The following is a 3,225-nucleotide window of genomic DNA, read 5'->3' on the forward strand; positions in this document are numbered from 1 at the left end:
CGTCCGGCAGCTGGTGATCCACGACAAGGCAGGGGAGCGGATCCTCGAGGGCCTGGTCGCGGACGCCCAGCGCCGGCTCACCGAGGAGGGCATCAGCGGCGAGGTCTACCTGTTCAAGAACAACACCGACTCGGCCGGCAACTCCTACGGATGCCACGAGAATTACCTGGTGGCCCGGCACGGGGAATTCTCCCGGCTGGCCGACATCCTGATTCCCTTCCTCGTCACCCGGCAACTGCTGTGCGGCGCCGGCAAGGTGCTGCAGACCCCGCGCGGCGCGGTCTTCTGCGTCAGCCAGCGCGCCGAGCACATCTGGGAGGGCGTCAGCTCCGCCACCACCCGCTCCCGCCCCATCATCAACACCCGCGACGAGCCGCATGCCGACGCCGACCGCTACCGGCGGTTGCACGTCATCATCGGCGACGCCAACCTGTCTGAGACGTCGACCTATCTCAAGCTCGGCACCACCGCGCTGGTGCTCGACCTGATCGAGGACGGTCCGGCGCACGGCATCGACCTCAGCGACTTGGCGCTGGCCCGGCCGGTGCACGCGGTGCACGCCATCAGCCGTGACCCGTCGCTGCGCGCCACCGTCGCCCTTGCCGATGGCCGTGAGCTGACTGCCCTTGCGCTGCAACGGATTTACCTGGACCGGGCGGCGAAGCTGGTCGACGGCCGCGACCACGACGCGCGCGCGGCCGACGTCGTGGAGACCTGGGCGCACGTGCTCGATCAGCTCGAGCGCGACCCGATGGAGTGCGCCGAGCTGCTGGACTGGCCGGCCAAGTTGCGACTCTTGGAGGGTTTCCGGCACCGGGAGAACCTGAGTTGGTCGGCGCCGCGGCTGCACCTGGTCGACCTGCAGTACTCCGACGTCCGGCTGGACAAAGGTCTCTACAACCGGCTGGTCGCGCGCGGTTCGATGAAACGTCTGGTCACCGAGCAGCAAGTGATCGACGCGGTCGAGAACCCACCGACGGACACCCGGGCCTACTTCCGCGGGGAATGCCTGCGCCGCTTCGGCGCCGACATCGCAGCAGCCAGCTGGGACTCGGTGATCTTCGACCTGGGCGGCGATTCGCTGGTGCGAATTCCGACGCTGGAGCCGCTGCGGGGCAGCAAAGCGCACGTCGGGGCGCTGCTGGATTCGGTGAACAGCGCGGTCGAGCTGGTGGAGCAGCTGACCACCTGAGCGCCACGACACCGGGCTTTCCCCCGGGCAATCACGCTATTGACCGGTAGGGTGGAGAAACGACGGCCGTGTTTCACGGCCGATGATTACGCAGGAGGCAGCGATGGCCCAGGAGCAGACCAAGCGCGGTGGTGGCGGCGGCGATGACGACGACCCCACTGCCAGCACGGCCGCGGGCCAGGAGCGTCGCGAGAAGCTGACCGAGGACACCGACGACCTGCTGGATGAGATCGACGATGTTCTGGAAGAGAACGCCGAAGACTTTGTCCGCGCATACGTCCAAAAGGGCGGACAGTGACCTGGCCCAACCGCGATCGCCTGGCCACCAACTCTGCACTTCCCGGGACCGCCTCTGGCGGCCTTTCCTCATTCACTGATTATTTGCGCCGAGCGGCGCCCGAACTGCTGCCCGCCGGCATCGGTAGCGCAGATGCGATCACGCCGAGTTCTCAGCTGCCGCACGGAACGACGATCGTCGCGCTGAAGTACCCCGGTGGCGTTCTGCTTGCCGGCGACCGGCGTTCGACGCAGGGCAACATGATCGCGGGCCGCGATGTGCAGAAGGTGTACATCACCGACGACTACACCGCGACCGGAATCGCCGGCACCGCGGCCATCGCCGTCGAATTCGCCCGCCTCTACGCCGTCGAACTCGAGCACTACGAGAAGCTCGAAGGGGTGCCACTCACCTTCGCGGGCAAGGTGAACCGGCTGGCGATCATGGTGCGCGGCAACCTCGCTGCGGCGATGCAGGGTCTGGTGGCTCTGCCGTTGCTGGCCGGTTACGACATTCACGATCCTGACCCGCAGAAGGCGGGCCGCATCGTCTCCTTCGACGCGGCCGGCGGCTGGAACCTGGAAGAAGAGGGCTACCAGTCGGTCGGTTCGGGGTCGATATTCGCAAAATCGTCGATCAAGAAGTTGTATTCGCAAGTGACGGATGCTGATTCGGCGCTGCGAGTGGCCGTCGAGGCACTCTACGACGCGGCCGACGACGATTCGGCCACTGGCGGGCCCGATCTGGTCCGCGGGATCTACCCGACCGCGGTCACGATCGGCGCCGACGGTGCGTCCAACGTGGCCGAGCCACGCATCGCCGAGCTGGCGCGGGAGGTCATCGAACAACGTTCCCGCACCGATACTTTCGGCCCGGACGCCGACCGTGCGGGAAGTGATTCATGAGTTTTCCGTACTTCATTTCGCCCGAGCAGGCTATGCGCGAGCGAAGCGAGCTCGCGCGCAAGGGTATTGCGCGAGGCCGCAGTGTAGTGGCGCTGGTCTTCTCCGGTGGTGTGCTGTTCGTTGCGGAGAACCCGTCGCGATCGCTGCAAAAGATCAGCGAACTCTACGACCGAGTCGGCTTCGCCGCCGCCGGAAAGTTCAACGAGTTCGACAATCTGCGCCGCGGCGGAATTCAGTTCGCCGACACCCGCGGCTACGCCTACGATCGCCGCGATGTGACCGGACGGCAGCTGGCCAACGTGTACGCGCAGACGCTGGGCACCATCTTCACCGAACAGGCCAAACCGTACGAGGTCGAGTTGTGCGTCGCCGAAGTTGCGCACTACGGTGAGACCAAACCTCCTGAGCTGTACCGGATCACCTACGACGGGTCGATCGCCGACGAGCCGCATTTTGTGGTGATGGGCGGCACGACCGAGCCGATCGCCACCGCACTCAAGGACTCCTACGCCGAGAACGCTAATTTGGCCGACGCGGTGCACATCGCGGTCAACGCTTTGAAGGCGGGCAGCGGCAACGGCGACGACACACTGGACGTCACGACGCTGGAGGTGGCCATCCTCGACGTCAGCCGGCCGCGGCGAGCATTCCGGCGGATCACCGGTGCCGCGTTGGAGCGGCTGCTGCCTGAACACAACGGCGTCGAGTCGTCAGACGACTCGGCGAAGGAATCGTCGAAATAGGCTCTGGCCCGTGCTGATCGGCTTGCTGCTCGCGCTGGGTTGTTCGGTGTGTTACGGCACGGCGACGGTGTTACAGGCCGCGGCGACCCGCTCGGTGGATTCCGGCGA

The 3,225-nt window shown here is 66.2% G+C and carries 4 protein-coding genes; all 4 read left to right on the forward strand.

Annotated elements, in window-relative coordinates:
* Window positions 1–1,192, forward strand: a 1,192-nt coding sequence (gene dop / locus VGH54_RS10685) for a depupylase/deamidase Dop (protein WP_331511948.1), incomplete at its 5' end; no start/stop codon positions are given.
* 103 nt (window positions 1,193–1,295) lie between these two features.
* A complete protein-coding gene (locus VGH54_RS10690; protein ID WP_331511949.1) occupies window positions 1,296–1,490 on the forward strand; it encodes a ubiquitin-like protein Pup in 195 nt (64 codons plus the stop codon).
* Window positions 1,487–2,374 (forward strand): proteasome subunit beta, encoded by an 888-nt coding sequence (gene prcB, locus VGH54_RS10695; protein ID WP_331511950.1) that lies wholly within the window; start codon window positions 1,487–1,489, stop codon window positions 2,372–2,374. Before VGH54_RS10690 ends, prcB begins: the two co-directional genes overlap by 4 nt.
* A complete protein-coding gene (gene prcA / locus VGH54_RS10700; protein ID WP_331511951.1) occupies window positions 2,371–3,117 on the forward strand; it encodes a proteasome subunit alpha in 747 nt (248 codons plus the stop codon). The genes prcB and prcA overlap by 4 nt, the downstream gene beginning before the upstream one ends.
* Window positions 3,118–3,225: the final 108 nt, after the last annotated feature.

The organism is Mycobacterium sp. (assembly GCF_036488105.1).
Lineage (GTDB): Bacteria > Actinomycetota > Actinomycetes > Mycobacteriales > Mycobacteriaceae > Mycobacterium.

What these genes read in the sequence shown, in the direction of transcription:
- VGH54_RS10690 (WP_331511949.1), top strand. Translation starts at nt 1,296, where the DNA reads ATGGCCCAGGAGCAGACCAAGCGCGGTGGTGGCGGCGGCGATGACGAC.
- prcA (WP_331511951.1), top strand. Translation starts at nt 2,371, where the DNA reads ATGAGTTTTCCGTACTTCATTTCGCCCGAGCAGGCTATGCGCGAGCGA.